This is a genomic window from Pseudomonas sp. AC229 (assembly GCF_979254655.1).
Window position 1 is genome coordinate 40,398 of sequence record NZ_CEEDHK010000005.1, and the last position, 26,844, is coordinate 67,241.

General features: G+C 60.0%; 23 protein-coding genes. 13 read left to right on the forward strand and 10 right to left on the reverse strand.

The window, feature by feature from the left end:
• Positions 1-201: 201 nt before the first annotated feature.
• The 4 genes from AC0IW7_RS08380 to AC0IW7_RS08395 all read left to right on the forward strand — a co-directional run bounded on the left by AC0IW7_RS08380 (position 202) and on the right by AC0IW7_RS08395 (position 9,494).
• Entirely contained in the window at positions 202-2,481 is a 2,280-nt protein-coding gene (locus AC0IW7_RS08380; RefSeq protein WP_471817073.1) for a fatty acid cis/trans isomerase, read from the forward strand.
• 276 nt (positions 2,482-2,757) lie between these two features.
• Positions 2,758-3,783, forward strand: coding sequence for an acyltransferase family protein (locus AC0IW7_RS08385; RefSeq protein ID WP_471817075.1), 1,026 nt, complete (start codon positions 2,758-2,760; stop codon positions 3,781-3,783).
• Positions 3,784-3,848: 65 nt separating this feature from the next.
• Positions 3,849-4,433, forward strand: coding sequence for a Fe-S biogenesis protein NfuA (nfuA, locus tag AC0IW7_RS08390; RefSeq protein ID WP_122498371.1), 585 nt, complete (start codon positions 3,849-3,851; stop codon positions 4,431-4,433).
• A 189-nt stretch (positions 4,434-4,622) separates the two neighbouring features.
• The gene (locus AC0IW7_RS08395) at positions 4,623-9,494 is read left to right on the forward strand and encodes a C80 family cysteine peptidase (protein ID WP_471817077.1); all 4,872 of its coding nucleotides are present in this window, start codon (positions 4,623-4,625) and stop codon (positions 9,492-9,494) included.
• Positions 9,495-9,514: 20 nt separating this feature from the next.
• Here the strand turns inward: AC0IW7_RS08395 and AC0IW7_RS08400 are convergent, their stop codons facing one another.
• From AC0IW7_RS08400 to AC0IW7_RS08420, 5 genes are all read right to left on the reverse strand, one after another.
• Positions 9,515-10,687 carry an MFS transporter gene (locus AC0IW7_RS08400; protein ID WP_471817459.1) on the reverse strand — a complete coding sequence of 391 codons (1,173 nt, stop codon included), beginning with the start codon at positions 10,685-10,687 and terminating at the stop codon, positions 9,515-9,517.
• Between the two features lie 31 nt (positions 10,688-10,718).
• A complete protein-coding gene (locus AC0IW7_RS08405; protein ID WP_471817078.1) occupies positions 10,719-10,967 on the reverse strand; it encodes a DUF1272 domain-containing protein in 249 nt (82 codons plus the stop codon).
• 43 nt (positions 10,968-11,010) lie between these two features.
• Positions 11,011-12,051 carry a GlxA family transcriptional regulator gene (locus tag AC0IW7_RS08410; protein WP_471817080.1) on the reverse strand — a complete coding sequence of 347 codons (1,041 nt, stop codon included), beginning with the start codon at positions 12,049-12,051 and terminating at the stop codon, positions 11,011-11,013.
• Between the two features lie 257 nt (positions 12,052-12,308).
• Positions 12,309-13,415, reverse strand: coding sequence for a DNA topoisomerase IB (locus AC0IW7_RS08415; RefSeq protein WP_471817082.1), 1,107 nt, complete (start codon positions 13,413-13,415; stop codon positions 12,309-12,311).
• 2 nt (positions 13,416-13,417) lie between these two features.
• Complete coding sequence (locus tag AC0IW7_RS08420) at positions 13,418-14,110, reverse strand: DUF421 domain-containing protein (RefSeq protein WP_471817084.1); 693 nt, start codon at positions 14,108-14,110, stop codon at positions 13,418-13,420.
• A 387-nt stretch (positions 14,111-14,497) separates the two neighbouring features.
• Between AC0IW7_RS08420 and AC0IW7_RS08425 the strand changes: the two genes are divergently transcribed.
• The 4 genes from AC0IW7_RS08425 to AC0IW7_RS08440 all read left to right on the forward strand — a co-directional run bounded on the left by AC0IW7_RS08425 (position 14,498) and on the right by AC0IW7_RS08440 (position 17,228).
• A complete protein-coding gene (locus AC0IW7_RS08425; RefSeq protein WP_122498387.1) occupies positions 14,498-15,316 on the forward strand; it encodes an energy transducer TonB in 819 nt (272 codons plus the stop codon).
• 42 nt (positions 15,317-15,358) lie between these two features.
• On the forward strand, positions 15,359-16,066 hold the full coding sequence (locus AC0IW7_RS08430; protein WP_122451013.1) for a MotA/TolQ/ExbB proton channel family protein: 708 nt from the start codon (positions 15,359-15,361) through the stop codon (positions 16,064-16,066).
• Positions 16,066-16,467 (forward strand): ExbD/TolR family protein, encoded by a 402-nt coding sequence (locus AC0IW7_RS08435; protein ID WP_122451012.1) that lies wholly within the window; start codon positions 16,066-16,068, stop codon positions 16,465-16,467. Before AC0IW7_RS08430 ends, AC0IW7_RS08435 begins: the two co-directional genes overlap by 1 nt.
• 140 nt (positions 16,468-16,607) lie before the next feature.
• Positions 16,608-17,228 (forward strand): glutathione S-transferase C-terminal domain-containing protein, encoded by a 621-nt coding sequence (locus tag AC0IW7_RS08440; RefSeq protein ID WP_471817086.1) that lies wholly within the window; start codon positions 16,608-16,610, stop codon positions 17,226-17,228.
• 3 nt (positions 17,229-17,231) lie between these two features.
• Here AC0IW7_RS08440 and AC0IW7_RS08445 read toward each other — a convergent pair whose 3' ends face one another.
• Positions 17,232-18,257 (reverse strand): patatin-like phospholipase family protein, encoded by a 1,026-nt coding sequence (locus AC0IW7_RS08445; RefSeq protein WP_122498391.1) that lies wholly within the window; start codon positions 18,255-18,257, stop codon positions 17,232-17,234.
• Positions 18,258-18,447: 190 nt separating this feature from the next.
• Between AC0IW7_RS08445 and AC0IW7_RS08450 the strand changes: the two genes are divergently transcribed.
• The 5 genes from AC0IW7_RS08450 (at position 18,448) to ycaC (ending at position 22,647) form a co-directional block, all read left to right on the forward strand.
• Complete coding sequence (locus AC0IW7_RS08450; RefSeq protein ID WP_122451010.1) at positions 18,448-18,726, forward strand: hypothetical protein; 279 nt, start codon at positions 18,448-18,450, stop codon at positions 18,724-18,726.
• Between the two features lie 200 nt (positions 18,727-18,926).
• Positions 18,927-19,361 carry a DoxX family protein gene (locus tag AC0IW7_RS08455; RefSeq protein ID WP_471817088.1) on the forward strand — a complete coding sequence of 145 codons (435 nt, stop codon included), beginning with the start codon at positions 18,927-18,929 and terminating at the stop codon, positions 19,359-19,361.
• Between the two features lie 39 nt (positions 19,362-19,400).
• On the forward strand, positions 19,401-19,970 hold the full coding sequence (locus AC0IW7_RS08460) for an antibiotic biosynthesis monooxygenase (protein WP_471817090.1): 570 nt from the start codon (positions 19,401-19,403) through the stop codon (positions 19,968-19,970).
• Between the two features lie 161 nt (positions 19,971-20,131).
• A complete protein-coding gene (locus tag AC0IW7_RS08465) occupies positions 20,132-21,970 on the forward strand; it encodes an amidohydrolase (protein WP_471817092.1) in 1,839 nt (612 codons plus the stop codon).
• 56 nt (positions 21,971-22,026) lie between these two features.
• Positions 22,027-22,647, forward strand: coding sequence for an isochorismate family cysteine hydrolase YcaC (gene ycaC / locus AC0IW7_RS08470; protein WP_122451006.1), 621 nt, complete (start codon positions 22,027-22,029; stop codon positions 22,645-22,647).
• Between the two features lie 284 nt (positions 22,648-22,931).
• Here the strand turns inward: ycaC and lapD are convergent, their stop codons facing one another.
• From lapD to AC0IW7_RS08490, 4 genes are all read right to left on the reverse strand, one after another.
• On the reverse strand, positions 22,932-24,878 hold the full coding sequence (lapD, locus tag AC0IW7_RS08475; protein WP_471817094.1) for a cyclic di-GMP receptor LapD: 1,947 nt from the start codon (positions 24,876-24,878) through the stop codon (positions 22,932-22,934).
• A gap of 9 nt (positions 24,879-24,887) precedes the next feature.
• Complete coding sequence (gene lapG / locus AC0IW7_RS08480; protein WP_471817096.1) at positions 24,888-25,589, reverse strand: cysteine protease LapG; 702 nt, start codon at positions 25,587-25,589, stop codon at positions 24,888-24,890.
• 105 nt (positions 25,590-25,694) lie between these two features.
• Positions 25,695-26,093: a YbaN family protein gene (locus AC0IW7_RS08485; RefSeq protein WP_463560623.1), complete on the reverse strand. Its 399-nt coding sequence runs from the start codon at positions 26,091-26,093 to the stop codon at positions 25,695-25,697.
• 27 nt (positions 26,094-26,120) lie between these two features.
• The gene (locus AC0IW7_RS08490; RefSeq protein ID WP_122498405.1) at positions 26,121-26,708 is read right to left on the reverse strand and encodes a YecA family protein; all 588 of its coding nucleotides are present in this window, start codon (positions 26,706-26,708) and stop codon (positions 26,121-26,123) included.
• Positions 26,709-26,844 lie beyond the last annotated feature (136 nt).

A 26,844-nucleotide genomic window follows, 5' to 3' on the forward strand; every position in this document is an offset into this window, starting at 1 on the left:
ATAATAGCAAAGCTGCAACCGGCTGGAGCACATGGCGGGTTGACATGAATTTGGCTCATGTTGGCGCCTAGACGATCCCCCACAAAACCGTTACCCCGCGTGAACCGCGATTACAAAAAAACACTGCTCATCTCCATGCCGACGGTGCCTGCAGCGGCGCATCTCGCTAAACTCGCTCCCTTGCGCCTGAAGGAAGTGCCCATGCCATACCGCTCTTACGTCGCAGCAGTCTTGTGGTTTTTCGCCATGGGTGCCGGGGCCGAATCCATCTCTTATACCCGCGACGTGCAACCGATCCTCACGGAGAAGTGCGTCGCCTGCCACGCCTGCTACGACGCGCCGTGCCAGTTGAATATGGGCAGCGCCGAGGGCGTGTCACGCGGGGCGACGAAAACGCCTGTGTACGACGGCGGCCGCACCGTAGCGGTAGACACCACGCGCTTGTTTCTTGATGCCCATAGCCCGGCGGCGTGGCAGCGCAAGGGCTTTTCGTCCGTGCTCGACGCCCAGGGCGGCCAGGCGGCGCTGATGGCGCGCATGTTGGAGCTGGGACAGCAGCACCCCGTAGAGCCCAACGCCAGACTGCCCGAGAGCATCCAGCTCGGGGTAGAGCGGCCCAATTCCTGCCCCACGCCGGGCGAATTCGACCGTTACGCCAAGACGCATCCGCTGGAAGGCATGCCGTTGGGCGTGACGGGCCTGACGGCGGGTGAATTGCAGACGCTGCAACAGTGGCTGGCCGCCGGCGCGCCGCTGGACCAGCAAGCGCTGATGGCCAACGGTATAGAACTGGCGCAAATCAAGCAGTGGGAAGACCTGTTCAACGCCCCTGGCGCGCGCGAGGGTTTGGCGGCACGTTGGCTGTACGAGCATTTGTTCCTGGCGCACCTGTACTTCCAGAACGGCGATAACCGCCATTTCTTTCAAGTGGTGCGCTCACGTACGCCAAGCGGTACGCCGGTCGACCTGATCGCCAGCCGCCGACCGAACGACGACCCCGGCACCGTCTTCTATTACCGCCTGATTCCGGTTCAAGGCGTGATCGTGCATAAAACCCACATCACCTATCCGCTGAGCCCGCAAAAGCTGGCACGGGTGAAGGAGCTGTTTTACGGCGATGACTGGCAGGTTCAAGCCTCGCCGGGGTATGGCCCGCAGCGTCGCGCCAATCCATTCGATACCTTTGCCGCCATTCCTGCCCGGGCGCGGTATCAGTTCATGCTGGAAAACGCCGAATACTTTGTGCAGACCTTCATTCGCGGTCCGGTATGCCGGGGCCAGATCGCCACGGACGTGATCCGCGATAACTTCTGGGTCATCTTCCAGGATCCCGACCACGACCTGTTCATCACCGACCCCAACTACCGGGGCCAAATCACCGAGAAGCTCGCCTTGCCCGGCCAGCTCGACGATCTGGGCGCCACCTTGAGCCTGTGGCGGGCGTACCGCGACAAACGCAACGACTACGAAAACGCGCGCAAAGATGCTTACGCCGACGCGCCGGCGCCAAGCTGGTCGCATATCTGGGCGGGCAACGACAACGCTGTGCTGTCGATCTTCCGCAACTTCGACAGCGCCACGGTGAAGAAAGGCTTGATTGGCGAGGTGCCGCAAACGCTGTGGTGGATGGACTACCCGCTGCTGGAGCGCACCTATTACCAGTTGGTGGTCAACTACGACGTGTTCGGCAACGTCTCGCACCAGGCGCAGACGCGGCTGTATTTCGACTTGATCCGTAACGGCGCCGAGCAGAATTTTCTGCGCCTGATGCCGGCCGACGCGCGCGACGAGATCCTCAGCGACTGGTACCAGGACGGCGGCAAGCTGAAGATGTGGATGGACTACCAAGACATCGACAACGACAGCCCCACGGGCCTGTTCCTGCCGCAAGCGAATGCGAAAAACATTTTCGCCAAGCAACTGACCGAGCGTTACGCCGGCTTCAACATGCGGCCCGACCCGATCAATCGCTGCGCCGACGCCAACTGTTACCGCCGCAACTTTCCCAAACCGCAGCAAGACGCCGAGCAGGCGCTTAGCCGCCTGACCAACAAACCGGCGGCCGGGTTGAAAGTGATCCAGGACTTGCCCGAAGCGACCTTGTTGCGCGTGGAAGAAGCAGACGGCAGCTACGACGTCTACAGCCTGCTGCGCAACCGCGCCCACAGCAACGTGGCCTTCATGATGGGCGAGAGCCTGCGTTATCAACCGGGCCTGGACACGCTCACGGTGTACCCCGGCGTGATGAGCAGCTACCCAAACTTCATGTTTAACGTGCCGGTGAAACAGGTGCCGGAGTTCGTCGCGACCTTGGAGCGCGTGCGCGACGACGTGGCGTTTGAACAGGTGGTGCAGCGCTGGGGCATCCGCCGCTCACACCCGCAGTTCTGGCAGTACTTCCACGACCTGGACCGCTACATCCAGCGCACCGAGCCGGTCGAGGCGGGGGTTCTCGACATGAATAGGTACGAGAATTTGTAGGCTGCGAAACCCGCCTTCCTCCTGTGGGGGCGGTTGGGCGGCATTTCGATTAGCCGCGATTCTTTGGATATTCGAGATCCAACAGCATCGCGGCTAAAGCCGCTCCTACGGGAATTTGTTTGTGCTGCATCGTTAGCGCTTGCCCCTGATTTATGGACCTTTTCCCCCGCCGTTACGGTCAACCCTGTAACGCGAGGTGGCGCGCCGTGGTGTCGGTTTGCCATGTGCGCGCCGGGTTCTGGCGCCTGAAGGCGTCGTGGTTGGGAGCAGGGATTTATGCTGATTTCAGTGCAAGCGCTAAGGGCGCTGGCGGCGTGGTTGGTGGTTGGCCATCACATCATGCAAGTGTTTTTCGATTTCAAAGCCGACAGTGCGTTTGGCCAATTTTTTATCGACAAAGGCGCCGTGGGCGTCGACATTTTTTTTGTGATCAGTGGCTTTGTCATCTACCTCTCCACCCAGGGCAAAGACATCGCCGCCGGCCGTTTTCTGCTTAATCGCCTGCTGCGTATCGTGCCGGCGTACTGGCTGTTTTCCTTACTGGCGGCCTTGTTGATCGTTTATGCCCAGCCCGTGATGCCGGGTCAAAGCTTCGAGTTGCAGCACTTTGTGCTGTCGTTGCTGTTTATTCCTGCCGACAATCCTGGCGGCTTCGGTCTTTATCCCACTCTCAGCGTGGGCTGGACCCTCAATTACGAGATGTTCTTCTACCTGCTGTTCGCACTTGGCTTCAGTGTGCCGGAGCGCTACCGGCTGTGGCTGATTGCCGGTGCGCTGTTTCTGGTTGGCACGGTGGCGACTCGGGAAAGTTGGGTGAGCGATTTCTACCGCAACAGCATCGTTTATGAATTTCTGTTCGGCATCGTGCTGGGCATGATGTATCAGCGTGGCTGGATCCAACCCGGCCGGTGGTTACCGGTGATGGTCATCGTCGGATCGTTATTGACCATTTATCACCTGGACACCGCCGTGCGCATGCTGCATTGGGGCGTGCCGAGCGCATTGATTGTGGCCAGCTGCATTTCGCTGGAAAGCTATTTCCGTGGCAGCCGGGTGCTCAAGTCGCTTGGCGATTGCTCGTACTCGGTATACCTCGTGCACGTGCTGGTTTTGTCGTTGGGGTGGTACCTGACGCAGCGCTTCGACCTAAACATTTATTGGGTGATCGGCGCCTGCATTCCGGCTATCGTGCTCGCCTCTTGGGGGAGCTACGAGCTGATCGAGAAGCGCTTTTTCCAGCAAGCCAAAGCCTGGCTGGACTATCAGAAGCCTCTTACAAACAGATCGGCTATTCCTGACTGATTTACTAGGGCTTTATTCGCCCGCCCCATGGGCGTAAACTGCGCCCATGTTTGCGAGGAGTTGCCATGACTGCCATCACCATTACTGAAGCTGCCCACGATTACCTAGCCGACCTGCTGAGCAAGCAGAGCACCACCGGCATCGGCATCCGCATCTTCATCACCCAGCCGGGTACCCAATACGCTGAAACCTGCATCGCCTATTGCAAGCCAGGCGAAGAGAAGCCAGACGACCACGCCGTAGCGCTGAAAAGCTTCACCGCTTATATCGACGCCTTCAGCGAAGCTTTCCTTGAAGACGCGGTAGTCGACTACGCCACCGACCGCATGGGCGGCCAGTTGACCATCAAGGCACCGAACGCCAAAGTTCCGATGGTTAACGAAGACAGCCCCATCAACGAGCGCATCAGCTATTACCTGCAGACCGAAATCAACCCGGGGCTGGCCAGCCACGGCGGTGAAGTCAGCCTGATCGACGTGGTCGAAGACGGCATTGCCGTATTGAAATTCGGCGGCGGTTGCCAAGGTTGCGGCCAGGTTGACCTGACCCTCAAAGAGGGCATCGAGAAAACCTTGCTTGAACGCATTCCTGAGCTCAAAGGCGTTCGCGACGTTACCGATCACACCAACAAAGAAAACGCGTACTACTAAGTAGTGTTCGTTGACAAAAGGCGGCCCTCGGGCCGCTTTTTTCGTTATTGAGGGTTCGTTTCTGCCCGCTTCACTGGGGAATCTGCAGTGTTTTAGCTTCGTTCTGCGAAGCTGGTCGGAGCCTTCGTACAGGCTCTAGGACGTGCTTTTCATAGGGTTATGCACATAAGCCCTAGGGGAAGAACCGTCATGAACAAACACTGCTTTCGCCTCGTCTTCAGCAAGCCCCTGGGCTTTTTAATTCCCGTTGCGGAAATCACTACTGCCCAGCGCAAACCTGGGCAGCGGCAGGGGCCTGCTGCTAGTTCGGTTGAGGCCAAGCCGCCGGCGTTTTCGCTTAAACACCTCGCGCTTTCTCTGCTAGTGGCGGGCGTGCCGAGTTGGGCGGCCGCCGAGATTCTGCTGGATCGCAGCGGCGGCGCCAGTGTGGCCAGTGCTGCCAATGGTGTGCCAGTGATCGAGATTGCCAAAGCCATCGGCGGCTCGGTCACGGTCGGCATGCAACACACCCTCGAAACCCGAGAGGCTGAAAACCGTGCGCAAAACATCAACCAGATCGGCGGAAACATCAGCCTGACCAGCACCAAAGGCGACATCGCGCTCAACGGCGTGAACCTGCAAGGCGGCAAAGTGGCGATTAAATCCGCCGGCAACCTGACCCAAACGGCGGCCAAAAGCAGCAGCACCAGCAGCGAATCGGTAACCACCCACACCGCAGGCCTCACGGCCAGTATTGGTGCAGCGCCAACGGGCGTCGGCATGGGCTTGTCCGCGGGCGCCAGCGGCAGTTACGACGAAACCACGAGCAAATCCACCAGCTACACCAACGGCATGATCAGCGGCACCGACATCCGCATCGAAACCGCCGGCGACCACAACCTGATCGGCTCCAACATCAAAGGCAACAGCGTCAGCGCCAAAATCGGTGGCAACCAGACCATCACCAGCGTGCAAGACACCTCGGAAATGGACCACACCCGCGGCAACTGGAGCGCCAGCGTCGGCGTGGCGATAACCACGGACGGCATCATCCAAGGCACCGCCAGCACCAGTGCCTCGGGCGGCAAAGACTTCGACAACAGCAAATTGACCGCCGAGCAAGCGGGCATCAGCGCCGACAACCTGGACCTCAAGGTGGCCGGCAACCTCAACCTGACCGGCGCGCATATCACCTCAAAACCAGGCCAGGGCAGCGTCGACGTGGGCGGCAACATCACCGCGCAAACCCTGCAAGACAGCCGCAACAAAGACGGCGGTTATGCCGGCGGTGGCGGCGGTATCAGCAAGAACGGATTGCCGAGCGTGACGCTGGAATTTGGTCGCGTGGATCAGGTGCATTACATCGCCGAAAACGCGGCGACCATCGATGTTGGCGACCCAAGCAAAGTCAGCGCTGCCGGCGGCATCAGCGGCCCGCTGAACACCGATGCCAACAAACAGCTCAGCGTCCTGCAAAACAAACGCGTGGCCGGCACCGATGTGAAAGTCGAAATCTCGATCGGCGATGCGCAGGAAATCGTGGCCGGGGTGAAAAAGCTCTTCACCCCGAAAGCTGGCCGCAACGTGCACGTTGCCGATGCGCCGCGCACTCAGCCGCGCAAAAGCGAAAGCGGGTCAACCAACGTGCAGGATGCGCCTCAACCTGCTGCCCGCCGTTTTGCCGACATCGATACGCCGAAGGTCAAACAAACCTTCGACCAACGCGTTGTAGTCAACACCGACACCACCGATCCAGTGGTGAACAAAGCCGTCCAGAACCTCGCAAGCAAACACCCGGACAACACCGTCGTCGTCACCCCAACCGCCGACGGCGGGCACAAAGTACTGAGCGGCGCGCTGGCTGAAGGCGGCAGCAAAAAAGTGGAAGTAGTCGGCCACAGCGACGGGCTGAAACTCGGCGGGTTAGACGGCAAACAAATCACCGATGTGGTGCAAAAGCTAACCAACGATGGCAACAGCACTGTCGACAAAGTGGCCCTGGTGGGCTGCGGCACGGCGTGTGCCAAAGACGGCCCGAGCTTGGTGAGTGAAGTGAGCGGGCTACTACAGCAGCAAGGAGCTGTCACGGACGTCAGGGGCTATGACACGGCGATACGAATCAGCGCGCAGGGCGATAAGACCCCCACCCAGGCAAACGATCCACATGCATTAGGCAACGATGACGAATTTCAAACAACGCAGGCAGGAGCAAACTCGCTAGCAAAAAATGCGGGAACGGAAGATTTGATCTCCGAAGGTTTACGGCTGGGATTAATTGATAGTGAAGCGGCCGCTTACCTCAAGAGCGTTACCGATAATGCCCGCGAACAGTTAAAGACAGGGCCCGTCTTGCTGGGCGAGTACCATGGGCTTCCCGCTACTTCCTTAATTGTCGAGCAGCTAATTAAAGAGCGGGCCATTAAGCGCGTACTGTTCGAGCTGCCGCCATTAGAGTCGTTAGTGAGTAACTTTTGGTGGAACCCGATTCAGCTAACTCCCGAGCGGACGTCTCAAATTGCCGAATATTTCAGTAATGTGAGTAGCGCTGACCCCAACGATGTTTATCATCGTTACGCTACGCGCCGAGTTTCCATGATCATCGATGGAACAATAACGGCTACTGCTAAAGCGAAGCTGGTGAAGCATGTGATGGATGCAGGCGTGAACTTTGATTTCATTGATGGGGGGCGAAAAACCAAGACTGACGTGTCGGCCGAACACGCACTGCGAAATAACTATATGTCGGACAAAATACGCAGTGATAGTCGGTTTAAAGAGCCAGGCGTAATCGGAGTTTTTGGAGCCGAACATTTACGCACTCGAGCGGTAAATGGCGTCGTTTATCCGGCATTGCAGGAACTTTCCGGAGTGTCGCCATTGAGGGTGTTTGACGTTTCGCCTGCCTTTTCGGATGGTCAAACCGGGAAAGTATATTACCCTTCGAGCATAGCAACAGGGCAGGTAGATTTAGCGACACCCATGTCGCGGTATTTTCCGTACAAGCTAGTGCAATCCTCTGGCGCCTCCCCAAGTAGTGGCACAAGCGCTTCGGTAGTGGCCGAGAAATATTGGCGTCACGTTGTTGTGAACGGCGCAGGGGATTCTGCGAACGCGGCAATCGAACAGATTAAGAAGAAGCATCCTTCCACATCGATTGTGTTTAATTCGTCTGATGATGGCGTGCCGAAGTACAGTTCGGGCGCGGCGGTGTATGGCTCTGTCGGGGAAACAAAGGTTCATATATTTAACGGCGAAGGTCCCCGCTTGATTGACGCGCAACAAATTCTAAAGTCAATTTCCAAGAAGTTAGGTACGTTGGGTGCCGACACACGCGTGAAAGAGCTGGCTTTGGTCGATGGGTTTTTCAAAGAAATCGTCCCCAATAAAATTGACCGCCATATTCTAATTAACGCTAATCATGGTGATCCGGCTGCCGATTTTGCGGTTGCCCAGTTGACCGCTAAACATCCCTCGACAACCACTGTTGTCATTCCGACAGCTGATGGCAACGCTCAGGTGGTTTCAGGATCGATAGAGGGAGGAGGCCGTAATGCGAAGTTTGAAGTGGTTGGGCATGGAGCCGACGGGAAAATCGGGGCGCTGGGCCCTGAGCAAATTGCCTCGACTGTAGCGCGATTATCCGCAGCCACTGGCGCTTCAGTTGAAAAACTGACATTGGTCGGTTGCGAGTCGCTTTGCACTAAAGGCGGCCTTGTTGATGAGGTGCGACACCTGCTTGAAACAAAGGAAGATATCTACACGCGCGTCAAAGGCTACCCCACACCGATCATCATCGATGGCAATGGCCACAAACTGCCTGTTTCGGCTGATACCGCCGGCGCGCTTGGCAAGCATGATTCGCAAAGCGCTGACAACACTCGCCATGATCAAGAAAAGCCGAATCTTATCTGGGATGCGCAACGCAGCGGCAAGATAAGTTACCAAGCTGCGGAGTATCTTGAACATGTCAAAAATAAAGCCAGTTACCAGCTTCAGTTAGGGCCGGTATTTTTCGGCGAGGTACATGGGTCACCGTTTGCAACGTTATTGTTCGGACAGTTAAATGCCGAAACCCGATTGAAACGTGTCTTGTTGGAGGACGCACCTCTTAGTAAGCGTTACAAGTCTGCCAGAGATCCCGCTGCCGTGCAGACGCTAATGTACAAGGGGTTTTCGTCAGTGGATGACTACTTCAGTAACTTTGATGTCCTAGAAAAAGATACGAAATTTTTTCGGTCTCTGCAAAAAGATATATCGCAAGAGGCATTGGTAGTTGAACATAAGAACTCCGGAAAGCTCCGAGAGGCGATTATAAACAGCGGCCTTAAATTTGATTGTATTGACTGCGGCAGAATGGGGCCTGGGTATGCGCCGGACGACCCTGAAGAAGTCACTGTCCGTAATCTTTCAATGGCCAACACCATAAACAGCGACCCCAAGTTTCAACTGCCTGGCGTGATCGGAATTTTTGGTGCAGAACACCTGCGAAAATTTCCTACTCATTTTGGCGTCGCGGGCCCAGCGATACAGGAAATGGTAAATTTGCCCGAGAATCGAACATACGATATGTCGCCGTTATTTACGGATTACTCAACACACGAACAGTTTTTTCGCTGGACGGGATTAAGTGATGCACGTCCGAAGGAAGCGCCAATGTCCATCGGTAAGCCTTACAAAAAGTTGGCCGGTGGTTCAGGCGAGGCGATCAAGACTACCAAGTACCCAAATCATGTGGTGCTGAACGCCGCCGGGGAAAGTGCACACCCGACCATCGAGCGGCTCAAAGCAAAGTATCCATCCACTACCATTGTGTTTAATGCGCACCAGGGCGGGGACTTGGATTATGTAGACGGTGCGTCAACCGATTTCGGTCGGGAAAAGCTGACTAAGGTTTTTCTTTTTGCGCCAACAGAACCGCAGCTTCCCGATAAGTACCGCTGGTTAACCTTGGCAGCTATCAAAACGAACCGTGCGCCGACCTATATGAATCTCAAGGAATACCATGAAACCGCTGACGGCGAGTTCGAGTTTCGTCCGCCGAGCACATTAGCCAAGCCTGTGCTGTTCAAACGTCCGTTGTAACCCGCTAGACAATGCGCAATTTAAAGCGTGGCGATTGCGCCACGCTTTCTTGCCGGCCACAGCATCAGCAGCGCCACAGCCACCAACGGCAATACGCCGATGTTTATGGCGGTCCAACCCAGCCCGGTAATCAACGCGCCGGAGGCAAATGAGGCACAGGCGGCGACGGAACCGTTGACCAGTTCCATGACGCCTTGCGCCTGGCCGCGCTCGCTGGCGACATGGCCTTCGGCAAGCAACGTGGTGCCAGCGATAAGGGCCAGGTTCCAGCCCAAGCCCAGCAGGAATGAGCTCAGTAAAAAATGCCCATGGCTCAGGCCGGTAAGCGCTACGGCGGCGCTGGCGAGCAAGATGCTGCCACCGAGCACGGCGACGCGGCGGCTGCCGAGGCGGTCTACCAACGGGCCGGCGACGAAGGCGGGGAGAAACATGCCGAGCATGTGCCACTGAATGACGCCCGCGCCCACTGCCACATCAAAGCCACAAAAACTCATGGCCAGTGGCGTGGCGTTCATTACCAACACCATCAAGCCGTGGCCGATAGCGGTGGTGGCAACCGCTGCGCGCACCACCGGCCGTGCCAGCAGTTCGCGCATGGCGGCGAAGCCCGCTTTGCCTGGCGCCGGCGCGGCACCTTCGCGTAATCGGCTGAGCAACAGCAAGCCGAAAGTAGCGAGCGCCGCGATGGCCAAATACGCCCCCACATACGGCGTACTCAGCACGGTGCGCGACCACAACGCCAAGCTGGGTGCCAGCAATGCCGCAAGCACTCCGCCGCCGACCACATAAGCCGTGGCGCGGCCTTTCTGATGTTCGTCTACCGCTTCCAGCGCGGCGAAGCGGTAGTACATGGCCGATGCCTGATAGGCGCCGATGGGCAAAGCGCCGAGGCAGAACACGGTGAAATCGCCCACCCAAACGCCCAACGCGCTGAGTAAGCCGCCCGCCACGCCACACGCCGCGCCGAGCATCAAGCCCGGTCGCCGGCCGTGACGCTGCATAAACAGTGACAGCGGCTGCACCGCCAGCAAATTGCCGAGCACCAGCAGCGCCAAGGGAAGGGTGGCCAGCACGTTGCTTGGCGCCAGTTGCAAGCCGACCAACGAGGTCAGGGTGATGCCGATGAGCGAGCAGGACCAGTACAGGGCCTGACCCGCGAACAGCAGCCGAACGGAGGCATTACGCAACAGCAACATGGTGGTTTTTCCTGGGCGGATGGCGATGTCAGCCGGCGTTGGCGCAGCCGGCGGGTTTATGCACGCGTTCGGTGGAGGCGGGGTTGTTAAGCAACTTGGCGGCCGGGCGACGCGGGCGTTGCAGCAATTCGCCGCCGCAGTTCGGGCATTCGCCCTTGAGGTGGGTGTCGGTGCAGTCCTGGCAGAAGGTGCATTCGAACGTGCAGATGCGCGCGTCTACCGAGTCGGGCGGCAGGTCGCGGTCGCAGCATTCACAGCTTGGGCGTAGTTCGAGCATGGCGTAGTCCTTACGTAGGTGGGTTGAATGAGGTGGCGGGCGTTTACAGCGCCGGCTCGCGCAGGCTGGCGTCACCAAAGCGCTGCGAATATTCCTGGGGACTGACCGCCAGGTGTTTGTGAAACGTGCGCCGCAGATTTTCCGGATGCCCAAAGCCGGTCAGCCGCGCCACGGTGGCAATCGAGGCTTGGGCGTCTTGTAGCAGCAAGCGCGCCGCTTCAAGCCGCACGCGCTCGACATAACGCCCCGGGCCCATGCCCAATTCCTGGGTAAATACGCGCGACAAGGTGCGCGGCGTCATTTTCGCCTGCTGCGCCAGGGCCTCCAGCGACAAATCTGCCCCGAGGTTGGCGGGCAGCCAGTCGAGCAGCGCAGCCAGGCGCGGCACGCGGGTAGGTTCAGGGGTGAGCAGGGCGCTGAACTGTGTTTGTCCGCCCGGGCGACGCAAAAACATCACCAAGCGCCTCGCGACGCTCAAGGCCATTGCCCGGCCAAGGTCGGCTTCAACCAGGGCCAGCGCCAGGTCGATACCGGCCGTGACGCCCGCCGAGGTGAAGACATGGCTGTCGCCGTCCAGATTGCGCGGGTCGAAGGTGTGCAGGCGGTCGCTTTCAATCATCACGGCGGGGAAACGGCAGCGCAGTTCGTCGACGTCGGCCCAATGGGTGGTTGCCTGGCGGCCGTCGAGCACACCGGCGGCGGCCAATATCAATGCACCGGAACAAATCGAACCCAGCCGCCGCACCTGCGGCTCGGCCTGGCGCAACCACTCAAGCAACGGCGCGTCGAGCATTTGCTCGTTTACGCCGAGGCCGCCGGGCACTAGCAGGGTGTCTAGCTGCGCGACATTCAGCGTTTGCCAGGTGCGGTCCACACACAGGCGCATGCCGGCAGACGTGGGCACGGGCGCAAGGTCTGCGCCCACCAGCAGCAACTCATAAAACGGCGGCAAGCCCTGTCGCCCGCGCTCGACGTTGGCCGAGGCGAACACTTGCATGGGGCCGGTGACATCCAGGCTCATCACCTGCGGGAAGATCAGGCAGGCGACGGTGCGCAGGTGGCTGGAATGAGGAGGCGTGGCCATGGGGGCACCTTCTTGACGAGGGTGCCATTCTGTCGCGCGATGGGCTTGGCAACAATGACAATAAGCCCACATATCTTGCCATTAGCTTTTGGCTTTAACGCATATGCTCTTGTAGCAGCCAGCTTGCTGGCGAACCCTGAAAACCTCGACGTCGAGATTGCCGTTTCCAGGGTTCGCGACCAAGGTCGCTCCTACAAGAATCACATCGCCGTGAGGCAAAGACGTTAGTCGCGAGCCTTTGACCGGGGCAAGTCAGCTCATTGCGGATTCAGTCGCTCCAAAAACCGCATCAATGTGGTTTCTTCATCCCGCAAACCTTTGCGGCTGCGCGAATTGCTCAACGATGCCAGTTCGCCCGCAATGAAGTGTTCCAGCACGGCCGGATGCACATAACATTTGCGGCAGATGGCGGGGGTGTTGCCGAGCTGGCTGGCGACATCTTTGATCACTTCATTGACCAGGCGTTTTTGCTCGGTGGCCGAGCGCTCTTCGTGGGGCAGTTGGCGCAGACGGTCGAGGGCCAGGGCGGTGCCGGCCCAGGTGCGGTAGTCCTTGGCGGTGAAGTCGCTGCCGCTTTGTTCTTGCAGGTATTGGTTGATGTCGGACGAGGTCACGACCCGGCGCTGTCCGTCGTCGTCCAGGTATTGAAAGAGATGCTGGCCGGGCAGCTCGAGGCAGCGGCGAATGATTTTCGCCAGGCGCGGGTGTTGCAAGCTCACTTCATGTTCGACACCGCTCTTACCGCGAAAATGAAAGCGGATGCCGGCGCCTTTAACGTCAACATGGCGGTTGCGCAGGGTGGTCAAACCGAACGATTTGTTGTCGCGAGCGTATTGCGTGTTGCCGACGCGAATCAGCGTGGAGTCCAGCAAGGCCACCACCGTGGCAACCACTTTGTCATGACCCAGCCCCGGCAGTTGCAGGTGTTCTTCGGTGCGCGTGCGCAGTTTGGGCAGGGCGCGACCAAATTCCAGCAGACGCTCGTATTTGTCGGCGTCGCGAATTTCTCGCCAGCGCGGGTGATAGCGGTATTGCTTGCGCCCACGGGCGTCGCGGCCGGTGGCTTGCAGGTGGCCTTGCGGATCAGGGCAAATCCATACGTCTTGGTAAGCCGGCGGAATAGCCAATTTGTTGATGCGCTGAATCTCGTCGGCGTCGCGGATGCGTTCGCCCTTGAGGTCGAAGTAGACGAACTTGCCGCGCACTTTACGTCGGCGAAAACCCGGTTGGCGGTCGTCGACGTAGTGCAAGTCGGGCGGCAAAGCGGGGCAGAGCAGGGTGCCGGTGTCGCCGCCTTCGTCATCGGGTAGGGGCCGTTTTCCTTTTGCCAACGGCAATACGTCGGGCTTGATTGCGCTGGTCATGGTCAGCCTTGCCTCGGAGTGTTAATGGCTTCGCTCCATTCATCGTGCTCACAGCGCTGGCAGGTGGCGTGCTCGCCGGCCTGCAGCTGCGTGGTGTTGCCGCACCAGATGCAGGCGTACAAGGCGCTTCTGGGCACCTCGCGGTATTGCTGCCGCAATGGGCTGGGCAATACCGACAGGCCGTAGCGCACCTGATCGTCGGGCTGGAAGTACAGGCTGACGTCGCCGTTCACTTCCATGATGCCGATGCGCACTTGCCCCAAGTGCTCCACGCCTTTCTGGCGCAGCTCCATAAAGAACTCGTCGGTGGAAATATTCTTGCGAGCCAGCGCCGGCACGTCGCACACGCCGTCTTCAATGATCAGCGCCGGGCGACCTTCCAGCCAGTCGCCGAATCGCGGCAAACGCTCCATGGCAAAGGTGGTGACGCGGTACAGCAGCAGCAACGTGGCGAACACCACCACGATGGGCAGCAACGGCACATCGTCGTAGAAAGTGACGTCGCCGGCGGCCGAACCGAGGGTGAGGATCACCACCAGTTCAAACAGCGACAGCTGCCTGACGCCACGGCGTCCCGAGATTTTCAGAAAGGTGAACACCACCAGATAAGCGAACAGCGTGCGCACCGTGACTTCGAGCAAAAACGGTACGGGCAGCTTGTCGATCAGCATCCGCTGCCAATCGAAAGCGGTCATGGCCAGAGGCCTTGGTAACGAGGGGACATGGGCGGTTTCCTACCTGACTGCGGGTAACAAAATAGACGCTGACCGGCGGTTTTAGGTTCGGTGTATTTGTGCGCCCGGGCCAGTTGTCCGGCGGCTGGACGTGTAATGCCTAAAAAGCATGTTTTTTATGCCCTTCAGGTTTGTGGAAATAAAAAGCTATGAAAATCAATACGTTAAAAACTGTAATTCTTTTAGGTTATTACAAAATAGTTAAAAGTTACTTTTTGAGATAAGCCCGCTCGCCAATCATTGCGCCCAACACGTCAAACCGCTCTGCAACGGCCACTTGCCAGACAGCGCGGGCGCTAGGTCACCGCGCTGTGGACCGGCGACATATGCAATTGCGAGGAGTTTTAAATGGGCAATGTTCAACCAGCCGCATCAGCGCAGCGGCAATGGCAGGCGCCGGCCAGCGCCGATCTGGTCGACCTCGGTCACCGCCACCGCGAGCCGTTGGCCCAGAGCCGGCGGCACCACGTGGCGCCAGTCGGCGCCCTGAGTCGGCGCGAAAAGCTGTTGCTGGCAGTGCTCGCGGTGGTCGCCCACGGTGCGCTGATTTACTGGCTCAACCAGCAGGCCACGCCGCCGTTGCCGGTGGTGCCGCCAGAAATTCCGCCCATGGAAATCGAATTCACCCGTCCGGCGCCGCCGGTGGTGGAACCGCCACCACCACCACCGCCGCCGCCCGTGGTTGAGCCGCCACCACCGCCACCTCCTGTGGTGGACGAACTGGCGGCCAAGCCGGCGCCAAAACCGATTCCTAAGCCCAAGCCGACGCCGCCGCCCAAGCCCGTACCGAAGCCGGCACCCAAGGCTGTGGAACCGCCGCCCCCGGCACCGACGCCACCGCCCGTTGCTGCACCGGCGCCACCCGCGCCACCGGCTCCGGCTCCTGTTACGCCGCCGTCCGCCAACGCGGCGTATTTGAAAAACCCGGCGCCGGAATACCCGTCGCTGGCCCAGCGTCGCGGTTGGGAAGGCACGGTGGTGTTGCGGGTGCATGTACTGGCCAGCGGCAGCCCGGCAGAGATTCAGATTCAAACCTCCAGCGGCCGCGAGCTGCTGGATAACGCAGCGGTACAGGCGGTCAAGCGCTGGTCGTTTGTGCCGTCCAAGCAAGGCGATGTGGCGCGAGACGGTTGGGTCAGCGTGCCGATCGGCTTCAAGTTGCACTGACCGCGACGAACGCATTAGCGAATTTACAGAGAGAGTTGAATCATGAGCGTATTGGCCACATCCCCCCTCGAGTCGATTGAAAGCGCGGTCATCTGGCTGCTGGTCGGTTTCTCCGTTGTGACCTGGGGCCTGGCCCTGCTAAAGGCCTTGCAGTTCGGCCGTTTGAAGCGCCAGGACCGCAAGTTCCAGAAGCTGTTCTGGGGTGCCTCCAGCCTGGATGGCGCAGCGGAGCTGGTGAACTCCCAGCCCGGCGCTGTTTCCCGTGTCGCCCAGGCTGGCTTTGGCGCGATTCAGGTGCAGGAACATGCGCAGGACCTGAGTCAGGCGATCAACCATCAGGACCGTCTCGAACGCGCCCTGCGTCAGCAGATTCAACGGGAGCGTCGTTCGTTGGAATCGGGCTTGGCGGTGGTTGCATCCATCGGCAGCACGTCGCCCTTTATCGGTCTGTTCGGCACCGTATGGGGAATCATGGAAGCGCTCAAAGGTATCAGCCTGGCCGGCTCGGCCAGCCTGGAAACCGTGGCCGGCCCAATTGGTGCTGCGCTGGTGGCGACCGGTGTGGGCATCGCCGTCGCCGTGCCGGCGGTGCTGGTTTACAACTACTTCCTGCGTCGCCTGAAGCTCAACTCGGCCGACCTGGACGACTTCGCCCACGACTTCTACAGCCTGGCGCAGAAGTCCGCGTTCAAGCTTATTCAACTGCCTGGCGGTAAGGCCGCGCCGCAGAAAGTGAAGGAGGCTTCGTAATGGCGTTCTCCACTCAAGACAGCGATGAAGTGCTCAGCGAAATCAACGTAACGCCGCTGGTGGATGTGATGTTGGTGCTGCTGGTGGTGTTTATCGTCACGGCGCCGCTGCTGACCAATGCCATCCCGATCAACTTGCCGAAGACCGAAGCCGTGGCGCCGGTCGAGCAGAAAGACCCGCTGGTGGTCAGCATCGACGGCGCCGGCAAAGTGTTCCTTAACAAGGACGAAATTCAAGCCGACTTGCTGCAAACCAGCCTGGAAACGGCCAAGGCCAAAGACGCCGAACTGCGAGTGCAGTTGCAGGCCGACGAGAAGGTCGACTACGGCCAGGTGGCCAAGGCCATGGCGTCGATTGAGCGGGCAGGGATTACCAAGCTGTCGGTGATTACTGCGCGTTAACCCGTTTTGGTCGCCCTGCTTCAGGCAGGGGCCGGGCGGCCTATTTTCTTCGTTCCCGGACACGGTGAAACCGCTGCGCTCGCTCGCTACGGTTCATCGCGCCCGGACCATAAAGAACGCGTTTTGGCAGGGGAAACCTGATGACTTCCACGCTCTATATCTCGCCGGGCGCTTGCTCGTTCGCCGCTCACGTGGTCGTGCATGAGCTGGAGTTGCCGATTCAGGTGGAGCGCGTTGCGTTGCGCACGGCGGACTCGCCGATTCACCTGATCAACCCCTTGGGCCGCGTGCCGGTTTTGCAGTTGGACGATGGCCGGCGCATCACCGAGAACAGCGCGATTTTGCCGTATCTCGCGGACCTCAAGCCCGGCACTTCGCTGTTCGCGCCGGCGGGCAGCGTGGAGCGCGCGCAGATTCAGAGTTGGATGGGTTACCTGGCCGCCGAGGTGCACGCCGCCTCCTTTCGCCCGCTGAACCGGCCGGAGCGCTACAGCGCCGACGAAAGCGCCCACCCCGGCATTCGTGCGCAGGCGCTGGAGCAGTTGTATAAGGCGTTTGCGCACATCGAGCAACACCTGCAAGCCCAGCCTTTCTTGGGCGGCGAGCAGTACAGCATTGCCGATGCCTACCTGGGCGTGTTCGCCGGCTGGGCAGGGCGCGTGGGCGGGCGCCTGGATGAGCTGCAGGCGTTGGCGCGCTTTCGTGAACACTTCAAAGCGCGGCCGGCGGTACAGCGCGCGCTGGTGGCCGAGGGGTTCTAAGCGTCAGCCGTTTTCCTCTTCGTAGCGATCCAGCGTGTCGCTGGTGATGATGCGGCCCAGTTCGATCAACTCGGGCGCTTTGTAAAACTCGAAAAAGCGGCAGGCGCGGCGCGGCACGTTGACCAGAATATCGGGCGGGTAGCCGGCGATCTTGTATTGCGCGAGCGAGGTTTGCATCACCTCGAAGCTCTGGTTGACCAACTCCAGCAGTGACGCCGGGCTGCCCGTTTCCGCAACCCGTGAACCGGTGGCCGAGTTTGGCGTCGGGCTTTCGTCCGGGCGCGGCGAGGGCGCGGCGGCCGGTGGGTCGAGCCAGGGGTTGGGCTCGGCGCTGGCGGCGGCTTCGAGTAACGCGGCTTCTTCGGCGGGGCCGGCCAGTTTGCGGCGAAACGGAATGCGTGAACCAATGCTGTCCATCAAGCCGTCGAGCTTGCCTTTGAATGCGGCGGGGCGCTCGATGACCGGCAGTTGGTAATGGCGCTGGCCGTTGGCGTTGAGGTTCACGGCCACAATCAAATCGCAATGACTGGCCACCACCGGCACGATGGGCAACGGGTTGAGCAGGCTGCCGTCTACCAACATGCGCTTGCCCTGGATCACCGGGGTAAACAGGCTGGGAATAGCGGCCGAGGCGCGCATGGCTTGGTGCAGGTTGCCTTGCTGGAACCAGATTTCCTGCTGGAAGGTGAGGTCGGTGGCGACGGCGGTGTAGGGGATGCGCAGGTCTTCGATATTGATTTCGCCGACCATTTCGCGAATGCGCCCGAAGACTTTCTCACCGCGAATGGCGCCGAGTCTGAAGCTGACGTCGAGCAGACGCAGCACGTCGATGTAGTCGAGGCTTTCAATCCACTCACGGTATTCGGGCAGCCTGCCGGCGGCGTAGATGCCGCCGACCACCGCGCCCATGGAGCAGCCGGCGATGCAGGCGATGTCATAACCGCGCCGCTCCAGTTCCTCGATAGCGCCAATGTGCGCATACCCCCGTGCGCCCCCCGCACCCAACACCAGCGCCACGCGTTTACTCATTACCTACTCCTGATTACTATCGCCGGCCGCTTGGCACGGCATTTTGCGACCATACGCGCGCCGGCTTGCGCCGCCAAGGCGTAGGCGATCGCCGCTTCGCTTGATCGCACTTTTTCGCGGCGCTGGCGTCTGATCAACACACGTGCTTAATGACGTTTAACCTGCTGTTTCTCTTATTTGGAGCAATGTTATGAAAGCCTGGATCTGCTTACCCCTGATGGTGCTGGCGTTGTCCGGTTGCGCCGCAAAAACTGCCTACCGCGACAGCTGCGCCGCGCAGTCGGACGCCGCCTGGCGCGAGCTTGATCTGGCTAAGGCCGAAGGCTTTGCCGGGACCGTGAGCTACTCCAAAGCCTTGTCGCTGCTGACCGGCGCCAAGACTTCGCAACAATTCGAAGGCTACGAAAGCTGCACCAAGAACGCCAAGAAAGCGCGCTTCTACATCAGCGAATCCCGCGCGGGGCGTTGATCGCGATTTACCGTTAAATGTGCCGGGCTTCGCCGCGCTCACCGCGCGCGGACAGACTCAACCTACGAGTCGGATCGTAGGTTGGGTTCAGCCATCTGCGAAGCCCATCACGCCACGTCTGCAATCCAGCACAGCAATACAATCCCTTCCCATCTGCATCTCTCACTATCAGCTCATACGAATCTGACAGTGAGTGCCCCATGGCCAATCCCGTTTCCCGCAGCGCATTCACAGCCAGTGATTGGGGCCTTTTGTGGCTGCGCGTCAGCGGTTCGGCGTTGCTGCTGCATGTGCACGGCCTGCCCAAGCTCCTGCATTTTCAAGAACAACTGAGCCTAATCGAAGACCCCTGGCACCTGGGCGCGACGTTCACCCTGAGCCTGGCGATTTTCGCCGAAGTGCTGTGCCCGCTGCCGATTCTGCTCGGCGTGCTCACCCGTCTTGCTTGCTTGCCCATTCTTGCCGTGCTGCTGGTGGCGCTGGTGGCTGTGCACCCGGAATGGAGCGTGGCCGAGGGCCAGTTCGCCTGGTTGCTGCTGATTATTTTCAGCACGGTGTTTATCGCTGGCCCAGGGCGCATTGCCTTGTCGCAACGCCTGCCCGGTAAAGCGCGGGCGCTGGTCTATCTTCAGTGACGGCTCGGTTTCTTACGTTCAAACAGGAGGCGTCAGCCCATGAGTAGTGTGGAAGTGTTCGAAGAGGTGGCGACCTTGCTGGTCCGTCACCGCGTCAAGGCTGGTCAAGATGCCGCCTATGAAGCGTGGCTGCGCCGCATCATCAGTACCGCGCGCGAGTACGCCGGGCACTTGGGCATCGACGTGATGCGCGGCCACAGTCAGGGCCTGACCCAGTTCACCTGCGTGCTGCGCTTCACCAGCACCGAGCTGCTGCAAACCTGGCTCGACTCCGACGATCGCCGCCAACTGGTAGCCGAAGTCGAACCGCTGTTGGCCGACGGCGATAAAACCGAAGTGAACGCCGACCGCGAATTCTGGTTCACCCCCGCTGAAATCGGCACCGCCAAACCGCCCGCGCGCTGGAAACAGGCGTGCGTGACCTTTCTGGTGATTCTGCCGCTGAGCATGGGCGTGCCGCTGTTGTGGAAGCCCGTGTTCGCCAAGCTGCCGTTTTTGTCCGGCTACCTGGCCAGCAGTGTGGTGATTACGCTGAGCATTGTCCTGCTTGTGGTGTACGTGTTTATGCCGCGAGTGACACGCCTGTTTGCACGCTGGCTGAACGCCTAGCGCTGCATTGCAAAAGGAGAGAAATCCTCATGGCTGATGAAACCCCTCCCAAGGTCCCCGGGCGCCGCCAATTTCTGGCAGCCAGTTCAGTGCTTGGCGCTGCTGGCGCGCTGTGGTCTGCCTTGCCTTTTTCCGCTTACGCCACCTCATCAGGAGCTGCGATGAACGCCGATCTAATTCTCTTCAACGGCCGTTTGCATACGGTCGACCGAGAAAAACCGACCGCCACGGCAGTCGCCATCAAAGACGGCAAATTCATTGCCGTGGGCAACGATGCCGAAGCCATGGCCTTTCGCGGCGGCTCGACCCGCGTGGTCGACCTGCAAAAGCGCACGGTGATTCCAGGCCTCAACGACTCGCACCTGCACTTGATCCGCGGCGGCCTCAACTACAACCTCGAACTGCGCTGGGAAGGCGTGCCGTCGCTAGTCGATGCGTTGCGCCTGCTCAAAGACCAAGCCGACCGTACGCCCGCGCCCCAATGGGTACGCGTGGTGGGGGGCTGGAACGAATTCCAGTTTGCCGAGAAGCGTCTGCCAACCATTGAAGAGCTGAACAAAGCCGCGCCCGATACTCCGGTGTTTGTGCTGCACCTGTACGATCGCGCCTTGCTCAACCGCGCCGCGCTCAAGGTGGTGGGCTACACCCGCGACACGCCGAACCCACCGGGCGGCGAGATTGTGAAAGACGCCAACGGCGAGCCCACCGGCATGTTGGTGGCGCGTCCGAACGCGATGATTCTGTACTCCACGCTGGCCAAAGGGCCGAAGCTGCCGCTGGAATACCAGGTGAACTCCACCCGTCAATTCATGCGCGAGCTGAACCGCCTTGGGGTGACCAGCGCCATCGACGCCGGCGGTGGTTATCAGAACTACCCGGACGACTATCAGGTTATCCGCGAGCTGGCCGCCAACGACCAACTCACCGTACGCATCGCCTACAACCTGTTTACCCAGAAGCCCAAAGAAGAACTGGTGGACTTCAAAAACTGGACGCAAATCGTCAAGCCCGGCGATGGCAATGACTTCTTCCGCCACAACGGCGCCGGCGAAATGCTGGTGTTCTCGGCTGCCGACTTCGAAGACTTCCTGGAACCGCGCCCGGACCTGCCGCAAACCATGGAAGAGGAACTGGAGCCGGTGGTGCGTCACCTGGTTGAACAGCGCTGGCCGTTCCGCCTGCACGCCACCTACGACGAATCGATTTCGCGCATGCTCGATGTGTTCGAGAAAGTGAACCGCGACATTCCGTTCAACGGCCTGCACTGGTTCTTCGACCACTGCGAAACCATCACGCCGAAAAACATTGAGCGTGTACGGGCGCTGGGCGGCGGTATTGCCGTACAGGACCGCATGGCGTTCCAAGGTGAATACTTCGTCGACCGCTACGGCAAAAAAGCCGCCGAAGCGACGCCGCCGATCAAACGCATGCTCGCCGAAGGCGTGCCGGTGGGCGGCGGTACCGATGCCACGCGCGTGTCGAGCTACAACCCGTGGACCTCGCTGTACTGGATGGTCAGCGGCAAAACCGTCGGCGGCATGGAGCTGTACCCCGAAGGCTTGCCGCGCGAAACCGCCCTGCAACTGTTCACCCATGGCAGCGCCTGGTTCTCAACGGAGCAGGGCAAGAAAGGCCAGATCAAGGTCGGCCAGTTGGCGGATGTGGTCGCCTTGTCGGCGGACTTCTTCAGTGTCGATGAAGAAGCCATCAAGTGGATCGAATCGGTACTCACCGTGGTGGACGGCAAGATCGTTTACGGCACCGACGAATTCGACAAGCTCGCGCCGCCTGCGCTGCCCGTGACCCCAGACTGGTCGCCGGTGGTGAAAGTGCCCGGCCACTGGCGTCAGCAAACCGCATTGGCGGCCGCTGTGCACCAATGCTCCGGCCCGTGCGGCGTGCATTCCCATAGCCATGAAAAAGCCCGTCTTTCCTCGGCGCCGGTGAGCGATCACCAAGGCTTCTGGGGTGCGTTCGGCTGTTCCTGCTTCGCCTTCTAAGTTCGTTATCCAATCCATCAGGCCCGATGCGGGCCTGATTATTTCGAGGAAATATCATGAGCAAGAAATACAACCGCTTGGACAAAGATAACGCCGTGGTTTTGCTGGTTGATCACCAGGCCGGCCTGATCTCCCTGGTGCGCGACTTCACCCCGGACGAGTTCAAAAACAACGTACTGGCCCTGGCCGACATCGCCGCGTTCTTCAAGCTGCCGACCATCCTCACCACCAGCTTCGAAAACGGCCCGAACGGCCCGATGGTTCCCGAGCTGAAAGCCAAGTTCCCGGACGCGCCGTACATTGCCCGTCCTGGCCAGATCAACGCCTGGGACAACCCGGACTTCGTGGCCGCCGTTAAAGCCACTGGCCGTAAGCAAATCATCATCGCGGGCGTTGTGACTGACGTGTGCGTGGCGTTCCCGACCTTGTCGGCGATTGAAGAAGGCTTCGACGTGTTCGTGGTGACCGACGCTTCCGGCACCTTCAACCCGCTGGTTCGCGAGTCGGCGTTGAACCGTATGGTGGAAGCGGGCGCGCAACTGATGAACTGGTTCGCCGTAGGTTGCGAGCTGCAACGCGACTGGCGCAACGACATCGAAGGCTTCGGCGCCATCCTCGGCGGCCATCTGCCGGCGTACGCCAACCTGATGCAGAGCTACAGCCAGAAAGCGCAGTAATTATTCGGCTGGACCTGTAAGACCCAATCGAGGCTGAAGCCTCTCCTACAAGTGGCACATCGCTTGTGAGAGAGGCTTCAGCCTCGATTTTTATTTAGGACGACAATTTGATTTTCGGGCACTTCAACGCTGTGTTCCAACCAACCATTCTGGATTCCGAATCGTCGGACCGCCGCCTTCGCGGGGATGACGGGGGTCTATTCCACGCCACCGTCATCCTCGCGAAGGCGGGGATCCAGAATCTCGGCGTTTACGACGCCTCTTGACGTCGCACCGATGCTAACTCACCGCCCCCACGGCGCCGGGGCGCCGATCAACCGGCCCATGGCGCCTTTGATGCCCAGCTCTTTCAACGCGGTCAGTTCACCTTGGGTTTCCACCATTTCGGCAATCAACGGCAGGTCGATGCTGTTGGTGGCGCGGAACATGGCTTCGATAAACATGCGTTTGTCGCTTTCCTCGTCGATGGCGCGGATGTAGGTGCCGTCCACTTTCAGGTAAGCCAAGCCCAGGTGGGTGAGGTTGCCGATCAGGCTGAAGCGGCCGCCGAAATGCTGCAGGCCCAGGTTGAAGCCGGCCAGGTGCACGGCCTGGCTGAGGCGTTCAAGTTCGGCCGGTGGCGGCAGGTGGCGTTCGTCGACTTCCAGTGTCATCAACGCGGCGTGCTGCGGGTTTTCCCGTAGCAGCAGGATTAGCTGCGCCTGCGCTTCCGGCTCGCGCAGCGTGGCGGCCGACAAGCTCAAGGCGATGGGTTGCTGATGCGCGGCGAGGTGGGCGAGGGCGTGTTTGAGCATCGCCAGGTCGAAGCGGGCGGTCCAACCCAGGCGCTCGATCCAGGGCAGGAAACGGCCGGCCGCGATGGCCTCGCCTTGCGGGTCGATCAGGCGCGCCAGCACTTTGTGGTGCAGCACGCGTTGGGTGTCGGCGCAGTCCACCACCGGTTGGAAGTACAGCTCCAGCTTGCCTTTGTTGAGCGCTTCGTCGATCCAGCCGCGCCAGTCGTTGAGGCTCTGGCTCGGTGCGGCGTTGAAGTCGTCGAGGCGGTCCCAGAACTTGGCGGCGTTGCTCTGCGCCTGGGCCAGCGCTTGATCGCCACGGCTGATCACCGCCGTTACGTCTTCGCCGGGGCGGAACGCGGCAATACCCAGATGGGCCACGGGCGTGCAGTCACTGGCGCCGGTTTGGCGCAGGCTTTCCAGGCTGTCGATCAGTTGCAGAGCGAGGCGGTCGGCGTCGTCGCCGGCCAACCCTGGGGCCAATAAGGTGAACTCGCCGCCACGGCTGCGCGAGGCCAGCCAGTCGCTGCGGTCGGGGTGGTCGAGTAGGCGTTTAAGCAACTCGCCGATGGCCGCGATCAGGGCGTCGGTGCGTTGCCCGCCGAGGCGCTGGTTAAGGCCGCCGAGGTCGTTGACCCGCAGCATAATCAGGTAGCCCTCGGCGTTCTGTTCGTGGGCGCTGAGTTGGTTGGCGAGGTTGATGTCGAACAGGCGGCGGTTGGCCAGGCCGGTGAGGGTGTCCTGGTAGGCTTCTTCGCGGAGTTTTTCACTGCGCGCGGCTTCTTCGGCGAACAGGTTTTTCAGTTTCTCGACCATCTGGTTCATGGCCAGCACCACGCGCTTGAGCTCGGGTGTGCGCGGAACGCGGGGCAGGGTGAAGAACTCGCGACGGCTGATGGCGTGGGCCTGTTGCACCATGTTGTCGAGCGGTTTGAGCTGGGTACGCAGCAGCCAGCCACCGAGAATCGAGCTGACCAAGCCGCACAGCAATAACCAAGCGGCGCTGCCCAAGGCGCTGTCCCACAGACGCGACAGGGCGAATTGCGGATGGCTGAGCACTTCCACGCGGGCGGCCTGGTCCCAGCCGCGCATGATCATGGCGTCACCGCCTTCGGGTTCAAGGTCGATCAGTTTGACGAACCAGGCCGGCACGTTTTCCGAGGTCGTGGTGGTGCGGCGTTCAACCATGGTTTCGCCGTTGTCGACGCGCACGACGCGGATGGTGGCGTAGTAGCCGCTGTCGAACACCGAGCTGACCATCAACTCGATCATGGCTGGGTCGTCGATATGCGGGGTCATGGACAACGCCAGGGCGGTGGCGGCGTCTTGCGCGTGGGAGCGCAACTGGCTGAGCAATTGCTCGCGCGAGCTTTCCACACTGGTGATGAAACTGCCGGTGAAGGCCACTACCAGAAACAGGCAAATGGCGAGAAACAACTGCTTGAGTAACGACATAAGGTTCTCCTAACCCTCACCAACGGCAAAGCCTTCGGCATTCATTTTTTTCAATATGTCCTGCCAGCGCGAAAGCTTTTTGCTGTCACCGCGTTTGCCGGAGGAGCCCGGCAGGTACAAACCTTCGGCATTGAAGGAATACACCGGGAGTAAATCTTTACGTTGCGAGGCGGGGCGAATATCTCCGATCAAGTTGTCCAGTACCAGCGGCTGGGCGGTGGGGCTGGAGTAGTACGTGAGCACCATGTGGGCCTGGTTGTAATTCAAGGCTTTGACGTAGGTGATGCGCAGCTTTTCGCTGGGAATGCCCAGGCGCCGCAGGGTGAAGTATTTGGCGATGGAGTAGTCCTCGCAATCGCCCGCGCCCTTGACCAGCGCTTCCAGTGGCGTAGCCCAGTAGTCTTCCTGGCGCCAGTTGCGCATGTCATCAACAAACCGCAGTTCGCGGTTGAAGAACTTGTTCACCGCCACGAGCTTTTCGCTTTCGGGCAGACCACCACTTGAACTGACCAGATCGCCCCAGGCGAGAATGCGGGGCTTCGCTTCGCCGAGATTGCCGTAGCGGGTTTCGGCGTTTTTGACGATGACGGCGAAATCCCAATCGGCAAATACACTGGCAACGCCCACCAGCAACGCCAGCAGCAAAGACGCACAGACGCGTGCCGAAAACAGGCGTCTGTGTCGTCCTTGAAAGCGCTGCCGAAGCTGCATGTCGCGTCTCCGCCGATGGTGGGGTGATTCTAGGCAGTTGCAGGGGAATTTGCTGTATGGGCTACGGGAATTTTCTACCGCCTCGTTACGCTCGTACCCGAGCGGCTACGGGCGCTTGAGGGTTTTCTGCCGGAGGATATAAATCGTCACGCACACCGCACTGGTCAACATAAACGTGCGCGCCCAGAACATCGGCACCAGGTAGCAGGAAAAGCCGATGCTCAGCCACATCAAACCGATGGCGTATACCTTGCCTTTGAGCGGTATGCCGTTGCCGTCGAGGTAGTCGCGAATCCACGGGCCGAGCTTGGGATGGTCTACCAGCCAGTGGTAGAAGCGCTCGGAGCTGCGGGCGAAGCAGGCGGCCGCCAGCAGCAGAAACGGTGTGGTGGGCAGTACGGGAAGAAAAACCCCGATAACCCCAAGCACCACGCTCAGCCAACCGAGGGTCAGCAGGGCGTAGCGAATGGCGGGGTTACGGTTTTCGTGGACTTGGCGCGTCATCCACGGTCCTTATCGTGCAGTGACGAATCAGTGGTGACGAGGCTTGAGCAGCGCAGGTTTTTCGTCAGGGGCCTGACAGATCAGGAACAGCGCGGTAAGCGCTTCGGGAATCTGCTCGACCATGTCGTCCATCAGGTCGGCATCTTTGGCGATGTCAGCGAACTCGGCTTCTTCATCAAACAAGCCGGAACCCACCATGATCGGCAGCAGCAGTTCGCTGACTTCTTCTTCGGCGGTTTCAAACCAGGCGGCTTCGCGCATAAACACGCCTTCCATAAAGCCGATGCACCAGCCACGAATATCGGAATCGTCCGGCTCTTCGCCCAGATCCAGATCACACGGCAATTCGAGGTCGTCGTCGGCGGCGAGCATGCGGCCGATGTGCGCTTTGAGTTGGATGAGGGTGGCTTCGATTTCGTCGCGCTCGGCGTCGTCACGGTAGTGCGGCGGCTCGGAGAACAGGGTGTCGATCCACTCGCGCTCGGGTACTTGTTCGGTGCAGATCGACAGTGCGGTTAGGAAGCCGTGAGCGGCTACATAGTCCAGGGCTTCTTCATGCAACTCATCGGCGTCGAGGAAGGCTTGCAGGCGGGTCAATTGCGCGGCGAAGGACATTACGGCACTACCTAATGGGACTGAATGCGCAGGATTTTAGCCTGTATAGCCCGCTGGCGCGGCGCTCGTGGCAGATTTTTTTCGCCGCTGCCGCTAGCTGGCGGGATTTTTCGACGGGCAATCACCGATAGGCGTC